This is a genomic window from Vibrio clamense, assembly GCF_050337905.1.
Lineage (GTDB): Bacteria > Pseudomonadota > Gammaproteobacteria > Enterobacterales > Vibrionaceae > Vibrio > Vibrio cortegadensis.
Genome location: NZ_JAKJTJ010000019.1, coordinates 331,494 through 346,048, shown reverse-complemented (window position 1 = coordinate 346,048; position 14,555 = coordinate 331,494). Strand labels below are relative to the sequence as shown.

Genomic DNA, 14,555 nt, shown 5'->3' with positions numbered 1-14,555 from the left:
AACTTGGCATCCTTTAGCGGCTAAGTGTCGCCACTAAAATCTAGATATGTAAACTTGTCGCGTATTCTACCCTTGCCATCGCTGATTTACTAGCCTTTGATGAGGTTGAAAGCGTACTTTATAGTTCATCGCTGAACAATCGTCGATTTGGTAACCTAAATATAGCCATTGTTTGTTAAGTTTTTGGCAATATTGAATTTGGTATAGCACTGCTAACGTCCCAATGGAAAGATCGACATCAGGATCGAAAAAGGTGTAGAAAGCACTGGCGCAATTATTTAAGTCATCAGTGACCGCAATCGCTACCAGCGTTTCTTGATCGTAGATGTGTAAAAATCGACAATTTAGCCACTTCGCTTGTGAAAACTGGAAAAACTCTTTCTGCTTTGGTGGGTACATAGTGCCATGCTTGTGGCGAGCATTAATGTAACGGCTATAAAGTTCAAACCACTGCTCATCCATGCCGCTTTTGAGCTCCCATCGAAGGTGGTTCGCTTTGTTTAACACTCTTTTCTGACTTTTCGATGGTTTGAAATTAGGAATGTCGACACGTAAAGCTGTGCAGGCTTGGCACTTGTCGCAATGAGGCCTGTATATCGTATCGCCACTGCGACGAAAGCCATTCGCAAGTAAAATTTCATAGCTTGCCGCGGTTTGCATTTCATTATCAAGTGCAACCGCTACGCGTTCTTGTCTATCGGCCAAATAGCTACACGGGTGATTATCGGTCAATCCAATTTTTATTTGTTGCAAATCTGAACTCATTATTCATTTCCCTCAATAGGCCAAGTTAACCACTGAGTTTTAAAGCAATTCATTGAAACGGGCTTGTCTCTATAGGATAGCAGTCTCTGTAAGAAATCGTCTCGTTCAATCTCAACTGCGCCTAGAGAAGCTAAGTGAGGGTTCATGACCTGACAGTCGATTAATTGGCCGGAGTACGTTGAAAAATGGTCACAAAAATACCACAGAGCGATTTTAGAGGCGTTAGGCTCAATACTGAACATGGACTCGCCACAGAATATTTTCCCTCTCAATATCCCATATAATCCGCCGATGAGCTCATCACCCTGCCATACTTCGACCGAGTGACAATGCCCTTGCTCTGCTAAAGTTATATAGGCAGCTCTCATCTCTTCGTTTAGCCATGTCTCTTCTGCAGGTCGCAGCTGGGCACACAACTGAATCACTTGAGAGGTTGCTCGGTTGATGCTGATGCTATAGCGATGTTTTTTTTGAAACTTTTTTACACTTTTCGATGGTTTGAAGGTCTTAGGGTTAAAGACGGCTCGCGGTGAGGGGCTCCACCAAAGAATAGGTTCTCCGGGACCATACCAAGGAAAGATACCGTTACTATAAGCAGTTAGAATGCGTTGTGGATGTAAATCACCTCCGAATGCGAGCAAGCCGTTAGGTTCTTCTAGGGCTTCGTACGGGGAAGGAAACTGATTATTGTCGCTTTCTAACTCAGTGAGATATAGGGTCATAAATACTTAATGTGAAAGATGGAGAAATAAAATGAAACGTTGGCTATTAATCTTACTTGTTTTACCCATGTTCGCCAATGCAGGATACCAACGAAATCAAGCACGTCCAGTAAACTCTGTCGTGTATGGAAAAGTTGATTCCGTTCGATATATCACTGAACAGCAGATTGTACAGTCGCAGGCTAACGGATGGGAGACATTGTTAGGCGGTGTCGTTGGTGGGCTGATTGGCAACCAGTTCGGTGGCGGATCAGGAAAAGAGGTCGCGACAGCGGTTGGGGCAATAGCTGGGGCTGGTGTCGCACGAAATCGAGCAACTAGCCAATATAAAATTGAATATAAGCTGGTGGAGATTTTAATTAAGACTGATTCTGGAAAGCTTGTCGATGTGATCCAAGATGTTGATAGCACTATGCTGCTCAATCGTGGTGATTCTGTTCGTATTCTCTATTTTGATGATGGGGTGCGTGTTGATGTGGTTTACTGATGCTGTCATTGAATGACTAAATATCCTTTAATTTGAATTAGATTAGCTCTGGAGTTCAGGATTAATTTTAGATAGTCTGATTAGACGAACAATTTTACATAGTTGGTTGCTGAATATGACAGCGAGTACAACTCAAGGACAGATTATCTCAATGGAAAGCCTAACGTTACAACCCATACAAAAAGTGAATGGTGAAGTGAATTTACCAGGCTCGAAAAGTGTTTCGAATCGAGCTCTGCTATTGGCCGCTCTCGCGACAGGAACAACACGTTTAACGAACTTGCTCGATAGCGATGATATTAGACATATGCTTAATGCTCTTACATTGCTGGGTGTGAAGTATCAATTATCGAATGATAAGACCGTATGTGAAGTTGAAGGGTTAGGGAAAGCGTTTGATAGCTCTCAATCGGTAGAGCTATTTTTAGGCAATGCAGGTACCGCGATGCGACCTCTTGCGGCAGCGCTTTGTCTTGGCGGTGGTGAGTACGTACTTACTGGTGAACCAAGGATGAAAGAGCGCCCAATTGGCCATCTAGTGAATGCTTTGCGTGAAGCCGGAGCTCAGATTGAATATTTAGAGAATGAAAATTACCCACCGTTGAAGATTACAGCGCAAGGACTCAAGTCGGGCACTGTTTCTATTGATGGATCTATTTCAAGCCAGTTTTTAACCGCTTTTCTAATGTCAGCGCCTCTAGCTGATGGAGAAGTGCGGATTAAGATTATTGGCGATTTAGTATCCAAACCGTATATCGATATCACTCTTCATATCATGGCGCAATTTGGTGTTAAGGTGGAAAATCTTAACTACCAAGAATTTGTGATTCCAGCGGGTCAATCTTATCATTCTCCAGGTGATTTTTTAGTTGAAGGTGATGCTTCTTCTGCCTCATATTTTCTTGCGGCAGCCGCGATTAAAGGTGGTGAAATAAAAGTCACAGGCATTGGAAAAAATAGCATTCAAGGTGATATTCAATTTGCGGATGCGCTTGAAAAAATGGGCGCGGAAATTGAGTGGGGCGACGATTATGTTATTGCTCGTCGCGGTGAACTGAAAGGCGTAGATCTTGACTACAATCATATTCCAGATGCGGCGATGACCATTGCAACAACTGCGCTATTTGCTAAGGGCACTACAGCCATTAGAAATGTCTATAATTGGCGAGTAAAAGAGACAGATCGTCTATCGGCAATGGCGACAGAATTACGCAAAGTAGGTGCAGAGGTAGAAGAGGGCGAGGATTACATCATTGTTAAGCCATGCTCGGAAATTCAACATGCTGCAATTGATACCTACGACGATCATCGTATGGCAATGTGTTTCTCTCTCGTTGCGTTGAGCAATACCCCGGTGACGATTAATGATCCGAAATGTACGTCAAAAACGTTTCCAGATTACTTCGAACAGCTGCAACGTTTGAGTCAATAAGTGTTCAACTAGGCCCTTGAGGTTAAGGGCCTTAATTCGCAATATGTTGATTTATTTTTCTAAAGTGAACTCTTTAGATAAGTTTATGGCAAGGTATTTAAACATATTAAAAACGGCAGTTGTGTTCTGGGTTGGAAGCCCATTGTCATCTAAAAAATATTCACCTTTAAATACTAAAACTTCTTCTTTTTCTTCTACTGAATCAGCTCGCATTCCTTCGATGTAATCATCGTGTTCTTGAATGATTTGATTGGCAATGAGTAGAAGGTCAAATGAAGAAATAGATTTTTTAGTGGTCATGATTTTTGTCCAATTAAATAGCCAGTACCGAGTAAACAGAGAGTTGTTGAGAAACGAACGCCTGTACTTACAGGGCAAATTGAATCGACAGTGTATGTACCTTGTGGTGAATTTCAATAGTTTTGCTAACTTAACTGATGCCGACAACAAAAAGATCGTGGTTATTCTGTGATTTATGGCAAAAAACGCTTAAGTCCGTTAGGTATTAGCAATATCACATGTTTACTATATGCCGCGTTTGCTTGGGGTCATTGATTTAAAGGATAATAGTTATTGTTCATCTTTTAGTGTAAATGAATTAGTAAGTGTCATAGTCGATGATTTGTCGAGCAATCAGAGTCAAATTTAAAAAAACAGGTTGATCTTCTTGTAATCTCGCTCAATAGTAAAAAAAGAAGCAATAATTTCGAACATCATGCGAAATCGCGAAAGATGCTAATTAAGATGCAATAGTTGTTATCTGATTCAGCTCTCTTTTTCCAATCGCGTCGTGATTAAGGACGTTAGAGTCAATTATGGGTAAATCGCTCGTTATAGTGGAATCGCCAGCCAAGGCAAAAACCATTAATAAATATCTTGGTAAAGATTTCATCGTGAAGTCTAGTGTGGGTCACGTACGTGATCTTCCTACTGCCGGTCAAAGTACGGGTAAAAAAGCCGCTGCTATTTCTACCAAAGGAATGAGCGTCGAAGAAAAAGCTCGTATCAAGAAAGAGAAAGATCGCAAAGCACTTATCAAGAAAATGGGTATTAACCCTTATCAAGATTGGGAAGCCAATTATCAAATTTTGCCGGGCAAAGAAAAGGTCGTGGCGGAATTACAGAAACTAGCAGAAGACGCTGATTTCGTCTATCTCGCAACCGATTTGGACCGCGAAGGAGAAGCTATCGCATGGCACCTTCGTGAGATCATCGGCGGCGATGAAGAGCGATACAAACGCGTTGTGTTTAACGAAATTACCAAAAACGCAATCCAACAGGCATTTGAAACGCCTGGTGAACTCAATATGGATGGCGTTAATGCTCAACAAGCGCGTCGTTTTATGGACCGCGTTGTTGGTTTCATGGTTTCACCGCTGTTATGGAAAAAAGTGGCGCGTGGTTTGTCTGCGGGCCGTGTTCAGTCTGTGGCAGTTAAACTTCTGGTGGAGCGTGAACGTGAAATCAATGCGTTTATTCCAGAAGAGTTTTGGGATATCCACGCAGATACGCACACTAAGGATTCTACTGATTTCCGCTTGATGGTCGCTCAAAAAGCAGGTGTTGCATTTAAACCTGTCAATGAAGCTGAAGCGAATAGTGCGTTGTCTGTGCTGCAAAAATCGCAGTATGAAGTGTGCAAACGTGAAGACCGTCCAACAAAGAGTAAACCTTCAGCTCCTTATATTACATCGACGCTGCAACAAGCGGCGAGTACACGCTTAGGCTATGGCGTGAAGAAGACGATGATGTTAGCTCAACGCTTGTATGAAGCGGGTTACATTACCTATATGCGTACTGACTCAACGAACTTGAGTTCAGAGGCTGTAGAAGCGGCTCGTGAATTCATCGGCAGTGAGTATGGACTTAATTACCTTCCTGAGAAGCCCTTAGTTTATGGCAGCAAAGAAGGGGCTCAAGAGGCGCATGAAGCGATTCGACCTTCAAGTGTTGAAGTGAAAACAGATGACCTAAACGGTGTTGATGCTGATGCACATAAACTATATTCACTGATTTGGAATCAATTCGTTGCGTGTCAGATGACACCAGCGCAATACGATTCAACAACCGTGAGTGTGAAAGCCGACGAGTACACATTAAAAGCGAAAGGCCGTATTCTAAAATTTGATGGTTGGACACGTGTTCAGCGTCCAATGGGTAAAAATGAAGATACGATCCTTCCTGCGGTTCAAATTGGCGATAAGCTGAGTCTTGTTAAACTGGATCCTAAACAGCACTTTACTAAGCCACCAGCTCGATTTACTGAAGCTGCATTAGTTAAAGAGCTCGAAAAACGAGGTATTGGCCGTCCATCTACTTACGCTTCTATTATCTCGACGATTCAAGATCGTGGGTACGTAAAAGTTGAACAGCGCCGTTTCTATGCTGAAAAAATGGGTGAAATTGTTACAGATCGATTAGACGGCAGTTTCAATGACCTGATGAACTATGATTTTACCGCGCGCATGGAACAGAAATTGGACCAAGTCGCTGAAGGTGAAACGAGCTGGAAAGGTGTGCTAGATAACTTCTTTACTGATTTTACCGGTGATTTAGAAACCGCTGATCTCGATGAAGATGCTGGTGGTATGAAGCCTAACCACATTGTAGAGACCGATATTAAGTGTCCTACATGTGAACGTCCGATGGGTATTCGCACCGCTTCTACTGGTGTGTTCCTTGGCTGTTCTGGCTATGCACTGCCACCGAAAGAGCGCTGCAAAACGACCATTAACTTAGGCGATGAAGATGGCGTAGTAAACGTGCTGGAAGAAGACGTTGAAACCGCGGCATTGCGTGCTAAAAAACGTTGTCCAATTTGTGAAACGGCAATGGACGCGTACTTAATTGATGAAACGCGAAAAATGCATGTTTGTGGTAATAACCCGAACTGTGAAGGCTACATTGTTGAGCATGGCGAATTCAAAGTGAAAGGCTATGACGGACCGCTTGTTGAATGTGACAAGTGTGGTTCTGATATGGTTCTTAAAAATGGTCGTTTCGGCAAATATATGGATTGTACGAGTGAAGAGTGTAAAAACACGCGTAAAATCTTGAAAAATGGTGAAGTCGCGCCACCGAAAGAAGATCCAGTTCATTTACCTGAACTTCCTTGCAGCAATTCGGATGCTTACTTTGTATTACGCGATGGTGCTTCAGGTCTGTTTATGGCTGCGAGTAATTTTCCTAAATCGCGTGAAACAAGAGCACCTTTAGTCGAAGAGCTGGTTCGCTTTAAAGATCGAATTTCACCAAAATTCCAATACTTGGCGTCTGCTCCTGTTGCTGATCCAGATGGATTACCAACGGTGGTCCGTTTTAGTCGTAAATCGAAAGAGAACTACGTTCGTTCGGAAATTGATGGAAAGCCATCAGGATGGACAGCACTTTATATCGATGGAAAATGGGAAATTACGGATAAACGTAAGAAGCCCAAAAAAGAGACTAAATAAATTTAAAAGCAGCTTTCGAGCTGCTTTTTTTATACAAGTAATAAATCAATCCGATATCTATATTTGTCAAATTTGTTAATAAATCAACACTGACCCTTTTCTCTCTTTGATATTTGAATTCGTTTTATTGATTCATTTAATTGGTGTGGTGTTTTGTAAATATAAGCAAAATCGCCGAAATAATATCCAGCCATGAAATAATAAAATATGCCGAAGTCAATAAAATAGGCAGTTTGAGCTCAGGGGCTAACTATGCAATTCATTCGTGAAGTGATTGTAAATTCATATAACTGTCACCTGAGATTATTATACTGCTCAAGGTGAACAAATTGCGTGTGTGGTTTATGTTGATTGCATGTTGATTTATTGTTTGGTCTTGGCGGTGTAATGTGACAGAACCTACGACTTGCGCACACAAAATGTATAGTGTCGAAGAATAGGATTTTTTAAATTGGTATTCTCTTCTAAAAAAGATAAGTTATAAGAAACAAAGTGCAATAAATATAGCACTCAACCTGCGCGAGGCTTAATAAATAAGTACACCATACTGGGATCTTAATTGGTGTATTGATGCGCATAAAGTATACAGAATCGATGTTTGCTTCCCCCGAAGTATTTCTTCACAAGTAAATATCGAGCATTCTTATAAGCTATATATGGAGAATAAAATGGCTGGTGTATTGGGTATGATTCTTGCTGGCGGTGAAGGTTCTCGTTTAAGGCCTTTAACCGAATCTCGTAGTAAGCCTGCAGTTCCGTTCGGTGGAAGTTATCGCTTAATAGATTTCGCATTGAACAATTTTGTTAATGCAGATCTGATGAAAATTTACGTGTTAACTCAATTTAAATCTCAATCGTTATTTCACCACATGAAAAAGGGCTGGAATATTAGTGGGATCACGGATCGATTTATAGATCCAATTCCTGCTCAAATGAGAACAGGTAAGCGTTGGTATGAAGGCACAGCAGATGCTATCTACCAAAATTTACGTTTTATGGAATTAGAAGAACCAGATCATGTTTGTATTTTTGGTTCTGATCATATTTATAAAATGGATATTAAGCAGATGCTTGATTTCCACCAGAAGAAAGAAGCGTCTCTAACGGTTTCAGCTCTTCGCATGCCTGTTGCCGAAGCAAGTGAATTTGGTGTTATTGAAGTGGATGAAGAGGGCCGCATGATAGGTTTCGAAGAGAAGCCAAGCAACCCTAAATCGATTCCGGGTGACCCTGAATTCGCACTTGTATCAATGGGTAACTATGTATTTGAAGCTCAGAATCTGTTTGCTGAATTGAACGCCGATGCTGAGAAAGAAGATTCTAGCCATGATTTTGGCAAAGACATTATTCCTAATATGTACCCACGTGGTGATGTATTTGTTTATGACTTTAGTACGAATAAGATCACTGGCGAAAAAGAGGAAGTGTATTGGCGCGATGTAGGTACGATTGATGCGTACTGGCAGGCTCATATGGATCTTCTTGCTGAAGATGCTCCTTTCTCACTTTATAACCGCAAGTGGCCCCTACATACTTACTACCCACCACTACCGCCAGCAACTTTCACTGATTCAGTGAATGGTCGAGTACAGATTATTGATAGTTTGGTATGTAACGGTAGTTTTGTTCGTGGTTCGCGTATTGAGAAATCAGTACTTGGATTTAGAAGTAATATCGCTTCGACGTGTGACATTAGCGAAAGTATTCTACTAGGTGATGTGAAGATCGGTGAAGGGTGTGTATTACGTCGAGTTATTGTCGATAAAGATGTCGATATTGCACCTGACACACAGATTGGCGTAAACCTCCAAGAAGATAAAAAGCATTATCATGTATCGGATGAAGGCATTGTTGTTATCCCTAAAGGAGCGCGCATTGGCTACTAAAACTCTTTCTATTCTGTTTGTTGCATCAGAGGTCGAAGGGTTAATTAAAAGCGGTGGCTTGGCAGATGTTGCCAAGGCACTGCCTTTAGCGTTAAAAAACCTAGAGCAAGATGTACGAATCACACTTCCAGCGTACAGAAAAATTCCAGGTGTTACAGAAGCAAAAGTTCTATTAGATACACAACTTGAGCATTGGCCTCATACGCCATATATGGTGCGAGAGTTAACGTTAGAAGGTACGTCGGTGTACGCCATTGACTGTCAACAGTTTTTTGACCGTGCTGAAATGTACGCAGAAAATAACCAAGCGTATGCTGACAATGGTGAACGTTTTGCTTTCTTTAGTGCTGCTTGTCTCGATATGCTGCCGAAGTTATCGTTTCAACCAAATATCGTTCATGCTAATGATTGGCATACTGGGTTTGTCCCATACTTTTTGAAACACCGTTATGCGAAAGAGGAATTTTACGCTCAAATGAAGAGTGTCATTTCGGTGCATAACGCGGTATTCAAAGGTGTGTTCAGTTACGATGAGCTGCAAAGTAGCGTACACGAATTTCATGCTCGGTATGCCCCAGATGCTGCCGTAAGTGAAACTCATATCACCATGCTTAAAGCCGGTGTCCTGAATGCAGATAAGATCAATGCAGTAAGCCCTAGCTACGCGAAAGAGTTACTCACTGAGTTAGGTAGCCACGGTATGGCTGCTGAATTTCAGCAGCGTAGTGATGATCTGTATGGGATACTAAATGGTTGTGACTACGGGGCATGGAACCCGGAAAAGGACACTTTAATCCCAAAACAGTATAAAGCCTCTCATCAGAGTATGGTGCGCGGCAAGAAAGTGTGTAAGCAACAACTCCAATCTGAAGTGGGGTTACCAGAGAAATCGGTCGCAGTTTACGGCATGGTTTGCCGGTTAACTCATCAGAAAGGCGTGCACTACTTATTACCAATTCTGTCTGAATTTTTGAAAAATGATCTACAGGTTGTGGTGGTTGGAACAGGGGATCCTGTCCTAGCAGAACAACTGAAAGAGATCATGTCACTGCATTCCGATAAGTTTGCTTTTGTAGAAGCGTACGACAACACATTGGCTCATTTAGTTGAGGCGGGCTCTGACTTCTTCTTAATGCCATCTGAATTTGAGCCTTGTGGCCTCAATCAGATATACAGTATGGCTTATGGAACGCTGCCGATTGTTCGTTCAGTTGGTGGGTTGAAAGATAGCGTTGTTGACTATGATAGCTCTCCGTTTGACGCAACAGGATTTAGTTTCAGTGAGCCAAGCTCGAATGCATTGCTGTTTGTGATGCTACGATCTCTGCTGGTTTATACACAACAGCCTGCGGAAATTAAACGTGTTCAGTTACAAGCCATGGAACAAGAGTTCTCTTGGAGTGAAGCGGCGAAAACCTATCTCGCTATGTATCGAGACGCTCTATAAATAAAGGTGAAGGCGTGATGGCGTCTTCACTTTATTTCTATAATGTGGTGTTTATCGATAGTAATATCATTAAATTAGCTTATCAGACCGCTAATCTCACACTTTTTTACCCTAATAGCTAATATCTGACATTAGCTAAACTCCAATCCGCTTGATCTGTGTTAATCTTCCATTCCACTTTTAAATCCCATTGATATATAGCGAACCTCCTAATTTATGACTGAGTCTCTTTTATTCCATAAAACTTATACTCATCCCACAAGTGAAGAATGGGTGGTGTTTGTGCATGGTGCGGGCGGAAGTTCATCCATTTGGTTTAAACAAATCAAAGCGTATAAAGCTCATTTTAATCTTTTACTGATTGATTTGAGAGGACACGGAAAATCGAATCAACTTCTGAAAGAGCTGATCAGTAATCGGTATACTTTTAAAACGGTGACTATGGACATCCTTAGAGTATTAGATCACCTTAAGATCCGTTCAGCACATTTTGTTGGCATGTCGCTAGGGACGATTATTGTTCGAAATATCGCGGAACTTGCTACCCATCGTGTTCGTTCTATGGTGTTGGGTGGTGCCGTTACTCGTCTTAATACTCGATCGCAAGTACTGGTGAAGCTTGGTAACATGAGCAAGCACATTATCCCTTACATGTGGTTGTATAGCCTTTTCGCTTACATTGTTATGCCGCAGCGAAATCAGAAAGAGTCGCGCAACCTCTTTATCCGAGAAGCTAAGAAATTATGCCAGAAAGAATTTAAACGCTGGTTTATGTTGACCTCTGAAGTTAACCCTTTGATGCGCTATTTTAAAGACAGTGAATTACCCATTCCTACACTTTATTTAATGGGTGAGAAAGACTACATGTTTATCCAACCGGTAAAAGAGATGATTGCAGTGCATGAGTCGAGCGAGTTGTGTGAGATTCCCGATTGTGGGCATGTATGTAATGTCGAGCGACCTGAGGAGTTTAATAAGCACTCTATAGAGTTTATTCAAAAACAAATTAACGAGTAGATTATCGGGGAAGAGTACTACTCGTTAACGGTGCGAGTTATATTTATAGAGCTATCATTGCTTAGTAGTTAAATATCGCGGCTATGACTACAACTCCAGCAAACTCCAAATTGCGGTTCATTCTCATTATTACAGTGCTGACAGTGCCATGAATGTTGTTGGTGACTACTGCATTGTTGCTGGTAGTCATCAATAATGGCTTTCGCTTTTAGTGCTTGTTCAGGGTTGTGTAACCAAATATAAGCATCTGTATCATTATTTAGTGGTAACTCGCCACGAAGACCAAACAACCCCTCACCTCGAACTTCACAGTCGATGCGTTCGCTCTTCAACCATTCACACACGATATGCGCTTCAGTTGGTGTGCTCGCAATAAATGCTTTCATGATTCATTCTCTGCATGAGTTGTCGGTTTAAATTTTGCCATTAACCATTTTGCGATAATAGGAAATAGACCGAGTAGTGCAAATGACGCCAATACGGAGGGTGAAACAATGCCAGAAAGCGAGTCTATTTCTGCAAGCTGTGTGCCTGCATTTAGGTAGACCATGGTACCAGCGAGCATACCTAACTGACTAGTTAGGTAGAATTTTAAGGTGGTGATTGGAGTTAGGCCCATCAATAGATTAATTAAGAAAAATGGGAAAACAGGGATCAAGCGTAATGAGAAGAGATAAAACGCCCCATCTTTTTCAACACCATTATTAATCGCCTCTAGTTTGTCTCCAAACTTACTTTGCACCCAATCTCTTAATAGGAAGCGACTGCTCAAAAACGCTAACGTTGCTCCAATTGTGCTAGCAAAAGAGACCAAGAACAGGCTAAACCAGAATCCAAAAAGAGCAGCGCCTAAAAGTGTGACGACAGCGGCTCCCGGAATTGAAAACGCGGTGATCAATACGTAAGCAAGGAAGTAAATCAGGCCAGCAACGACGAAGTTGTTTTGGATATATTCGTTGAGTACGGCTTGTTGGGCTTTTGCGTTTTCAAGGGTTAGGTATTGACCAAAGTTAACGCCTAAAAAAAGAACAACAGCGACTAAAAGGATACCAATGATTAGTTTTTTACTCATGGAAGAAGCTCCTTGCAAACGTTTATGGGAACAAGTTTATGGAAACAATATGACAAATGTTTTATCGACTTACAAAGATAAGACAGGGAAGCGAGGAGAAATATTTCATATAAATCAAAGAATATAAAAAAACCGCAGCAGAAACGCGGCGGTTTTTTTGATGTGTCGACTAGTTTAGGTCGCTGATTAACTCATTTCGCCTTTCTTGCGGAACGACTGACCAATGAGTGCCATTTATTGCGCCCTCAAGAGCCCATAACAGCTCAACGCTGACAGATGATGAGTGAGTTTGTCTAATTGCTTGGAAAGCGGTTAGAGAGCCTTTGCGGTGCAATTCTTCAACTGTTGCGATACCCGCTTTTTTAAGCATGCGCTCAGTAGCAAGTCTGAGATTAGGTAAATCTTTTAATCGATTTGGCTTAGCCGATGATTGCTGGCTTTTTTCTTGCTGTGCGAATTCTAATGAAGCAACTGCAGTTTTTAAGATTTGCTCAGGTGTATCCCAGCAATTTTCAGGCAAAGCAAAATACTTAGTAACAACAGGGAAACCACGTTTTTTGTAAATGTATGGCTGATAACCTTGTTCTTGGAATTGCTTGGTTGAATCTTTATCAGCACGAATATGTAGTTGATCATTAACTACTAGTGCAAACATTGTGTCATTGGCAAAAATGCCAAATCCACCAAACATTGAGCGGGACTTGATAGCGCCAAGTTGCTCAAATAACTTCATAGAGTCTTTTAATACTGGTTTATCCATGCTGTATAGTCTCGGTGTAAAGGATTACGCCACCAAATTTCAGGTCCGAGATAATAGCTAAGTGGTGCAAATGTACTGTCAACGAAACGTTAAACTTTGTTTGCATACTTGCCATCGGTAACCCCGCTACCTACCAAATGGTTTAGGCCGGAGGCTTTGCGTCCTATTTTTTCAAATAGTTTGCCCTGTGCGTGACACTCATAGCATATAGGAAAATATTGAATAGGTATCACATTTTAGGTTTTAAAATGAGATGTTGGTTCAATAATTCATGGGCTTGATGTGGGTTGAGTTGCATTTTAGGTGTTGTGAATGCGCACTGATTAATACGCATTCATTTGAGTATTTTAGTTAAGTAAGTTTTTTTACCGTATCTCGAACTACGATTTCAGGGTGCATTTCAAAGATGCGTTTATCGTGCTCTTTGTCTTTGATTCGTTCCAATAAAATCTCAAATGCAGTTTTACCAACACGTCTTTTTGGTTGGTGGACTGTAGTTAGTGGTGGAGAGAAATATTCTGCTAATTCAATGTTGTCGTAACCAATAACAGAGATGTCGTCAGGGATTCTAATCCCTTTCTGCTGCAAGCGGCTCATCAACCCTAAAGCCATTGTGTCATTGAAACAGAAGACAGCCGTTGGGCGATTTTCCATATTCACAATTTTATCAGCAGCAAGTACTGCAGTATCACATTCAAAATTGCCTTCGATGATCCAATCTTCATTCACATCAATATCGGCACCCTTGAGAGCTCGTCGATAGCCTAAAATTCGCTCTTTACATGCAACCTTATCGAAATGACCACTTAAGCATGCAATATCGGTATGACCGTTATCAAGCAAGTACTTAGTCGCAAGGTAAGCGCCTTCCTCAGAATTATCGATGATCTTATCGGCTTGCGAACTTTCAGGGCCCCAGTCCATGATCACTTTAGGGATATCAGAGTGACGATCTAACATCTCTTTTAGCTCTTCAGTTAAATCTGAACACATGACTAACATGCCATCAACACGCTTTTCGGCAAGCATGCGGATATAATCACGCTGCTTTTCGTAAATTCCACCAGTATTACAAAGAATCAGCGTGTAGCCCTGTCGATAACAGTAACTCTCAACGCCATCAATTACTTCTGAAAAGAATAAATTGGTAGATTGAGTCACGAGCATACCAATGGTGCGTGTGGTATTACATTTTAAACTTCTCGCAACGGCACTTGGAGCATAGTTTAATTCGTCTACCGCTTTCATTACCTTTTCTTGAGTCGTTTCAGCAACAAATCGAGTTTTGTTGATGACGTGAGAAACGGTAGTTGTGGATACGCCTGCTAAGCGTGCGACATCTTTTATTGTAGCCATGGTGTTATCCTGTCGAGGTGCTACTTAATACAGTGGTTAACTCATATAATAGTCAACCAAGTAGCGTAAATACTATCTCTTAATAGCAATTGCCGATTCACGTTACTTCACATCGTGAATCATCGAGAGATAGCAAGGTATTAAGAAACACAAAAACCG

General features: G+C 41.4%; 13 protein-coding genes and 1 riboswitch. Of the genes, 6 read left to right on the top strand and 7 right to left on the bottom strand.

Annotated elements, in window-relative coordinates:
- Positions 1-66 precede the first annotated feature (66 nt).
- Positions 67-765, bottom strand: coding sequence for an arginyltransferase (locus L4C39_RS04440; RefSeq protein ID WP_017051941.1), 699 nt, complete (start codon positions 763-765; stop codon positions 67-69).
- A complete protein-coding gene (gene aat / locus L4C39_RS04435; RefSeq protein ID WP_429744660.1) occupies positions 765-1,487 on the bottom strand; it encodes a leucyl/phenylalanyl-tRNA--protein transferase in 723 nt (240 codons plus the stop codon). The genes L4C39_RS04440 and aat overlap by 1 nt, the downstream gene beginning before the upstream one ends.
- A gap of 31 nt (positions 1,488-1,518) precedes the next feature.
- Here aat and L4C39_RS04430 point away from each other — a divergent pair, with 31 nt between their 5' ends.
- Positions 1,519-1,974, top strand: coding sequence for an outer membrane lipoprotein (locus L4C39_RS04430; RefSeq protein WP_429744658.1), 456 nt, complete (start codon positions 1,519-1,521; stop codon positions 1,972-1,974).
- Between the two features lie 151 nt (positions 1,975-2,125).
- Positions 2,126-3,406, top strand: coding sequence for a 3-phosphoshikimate 1-carboxyvinyltransferase (gene aroA / locus L4C39_RS04425; RefSeq protein WP_429744827.1), 1,281 nt, complete (start codon positions 2,126-2,128; stop codon positions 3,404-3,406).
- A gap of 51 nt (positions 3,407-3,457) precedes the next feature.
- Here the strand turns inward: aroA and L4C39_RS04420 are convergent, their stop codons facing one another.
- Positions 3,458-3,706 carry a YciN family protein gene (locus tag L4C39_RS04420; protein ID WP_017051945.1) on the bottom strand — a complete coding sequence of 83 codons (249 nt, stop codon included), beginning with the start codon at positions 3,704-3,706 and terminating at the stop codon, positions 3,458-3,460.
- A gap of 515 nt (positions 3,707-4,221) precedes the next feature.
- On the opposite strand from L4C39_RS04420, the gene topA reads away from it, so the two are divergent.
- The 4 genes from topA (at position 4,222) to L4C39_RS04400 (ending at position 11,208) form a co-directional block, all read left to right on the top strand.
- Complete coding sequence (topA, locus tag L4C39_RS04415) at positions 4,222-6,858, top strand: type I DNA topoisomerase (protein ID WP_429744656.1); 2,637 nt, start codon at positions 4,222-4,224, stop codon at positions 6,856-6,858.
- 656 nt (positions 6,859-7,514) lie between these two features.
- Complete coding sequence (gene glgC, locus L4C39_RS04410) at positions 7,515-8,744, top strand: glucose-1-phosphate adenylyltransferase (RefSeq protein WP_136993746.1); 1,230 nt, start codon at positions 7,515-7,517, stop codon at positions 8,742-8,744.
- Positions 8,734-10,191, top strand: a complete 1,458-nt coding sequence (glgA, locus tag L4C39_RS04405) for a glycogen synthase GlgA (RefSeq protein ID WP_429744654.1) — start codon at positions 8,734-8,736, stop codon at positions 10,189-10,191. Before glgC ends, glgA begins: the two co-directional genes overlap by 11 nt.
- A 216-nt stretch (positions 10,192-10,407) precedes the next feature.
- Positions 10,408-11,208: an alpha/beta fold hydrolase gene (locus L4C39_RS04400; RefSeq protein WP_017051950.1), complete on the top strand. Its 801-nt coding sequence runs from the start codon at positions 10,408-10,410 to the stop codon at positions 11,206-11,208.
- 68 nt (positions 11,209-11,276) lie between these two features.
- On the opposite strand, the gene L4C39_RS04395 is transcribed toward L4C39_RS04400, so the two are convergent.
- The 4 genes from L4C39_RS04395 to purR all read right to left on the bottom strand — a co-directional run bounded on the left by L4C39_RS04395 (position 11,277) and on the right by purR (position 14,396).
- Positions 11,277-11,594: a DUF2007 domain-containing protein gene (locus tag L4C39_RS04395; protein WP_429744652.1), complete on the bottom strand. Its 318-nt coding sequence runs from the start codon at positions 11,592-11,594 to the stop codon at positions 11,277-11,279.
- Positions 11,591-12,280, bottom strand: coding sequence for a TVP38/TMEM64 family protein (locus L4C39_RS04390; RefSeq protein WP_017051952.1), 690 nt, complete (start codon positions 12,278-12,280; stop codon positions 11,591-11,593). The genes L4C39_RS04395 and L4C39_RS04390 overlap by 4 nt, the downstream gene beginning before the upstream one ends.
- A 169-nt stretch (positions 12,281-12,449) precedes the next feature.
- On the bottom strand, positions 12,450-13,040 hold the full coding sequence (locus L4C39_RS04385; RefSeq protein ID WP_113797484.1) for a TfoX/Sxy family DNA transformation protein: 591 nt from the start codon (positions 13,038-13,040) through the stop codon (positions 12,450-12,452).
- Between the two features lie 113 nt (positions 13,041-13,153).
- Positions 13,154-13,235, bottom strand: a riboswitch (cyclic di-GMP riboswitch).
- 156 nt (positions 13,236-13,391) lie between these two features.
- Positions 13,392-14,396: an HTH-type transcriptional repressor PurR gene (purR, locus tag L4C39_RS04380; protein ID WP_017051954.1), complete on the bottom strand. Its 1,005-nt coding sequence runs from the start codon at positions 14,394-14,396 to the stop codon at positions 13,392-13,394.
- Between the last annotated feature and the right edge of the window lie 159 nt (positions 14,397-14,555).